1 protein-coding gene is annotated in these 907 nt (G+C 24.8%); it reads right to left on the reverse strand.

The genetic code is table 4. The features are described from left to right. A partial coding sequence (locus EHU54_RS06040; RefSeq protein ID WP_400249496.1) for a PBSX family phage terminase large subunit occupies positions 1 to 907 on the reverse strand: 907 nt, incomplete at both ends.

Consider the following 907-nt stretch of genomic DNA (forward strand, 5'->3'; position numbering starts at 1 on the left):
ACATTAATTGATATTCCTTGTTGTATTAAATTAAAATATTGGTTTAATTGATTGTTGTAAAACTCTAAAATATCTTTAACTTGTTCTAATGGTCCTTTAAATTGTTGTGTAGCATTTGAGTGTGTATATTCAGCAACTTTATATGCTTTTTTATCAAATGAATTATATATTCAAAAACTCGCTGCTGTTGTATGTCCTTTGGGACTAGTAGAGTTTGCTAAGTCAACACCACCTAATAATTTCGTTGGTTGTATAATATCTGTTGCTTGCATAATATCAAGATATCTTGCAAAGATTGAACCACTAGTATTACCTGGTAAACCTCAACTCCAAACTCTTGCTCTTTCAATATCTAATTGCTCTAATCTTAATTGTTCATTAACTTTATCTTGTGGTAATTCATAATTAAGTCTTCAACTAGAATAATGAATAATAATTTTCATATTTCATTTTTCAATATATTTAATTTGTTCATATTTACTACGCATTATTTCTTCATCAAAAGACATTAATTCATTACAATAACCAACAATATATCTTTTTAAACTTTCAGGATTACATGTATTAATTGTTATTTTATTTTGATAACCACGAATAGCAAACTCTAAATCACTTAAATCTTTTTGTTGAAATTGGTCGCATTCTTCTCTTCAATCAATAACTAATTTATATTTATTTAAATCAGCAAAGGCTTTTAATTTTTCTTTTCGACTTGGTGAATGTAAACCTTTACAATATATTTTGCTACCATTTGATAAAGTAAAAGTAAAATTAGATAAATTAATAGTATAAGAAATATGATTTTCATCTAACATATTTCATATATTTTGAAATACACTATCTTTTAAATCTTTACTCCAATACATACTAGCAATGATACAAATTGGTTGTTTAATTAATAAACTAA

The organism is Spiroplasma sp. ald (assembly GCF_044714355.1).
Classification (GTDB): domain Bacteria; phylum Bacillota_I; class Bacilli_A; order Mycoplasmatales; family Mycoplasmataceae; genus Spiroplasma; species Spiroplasma phoeniceum.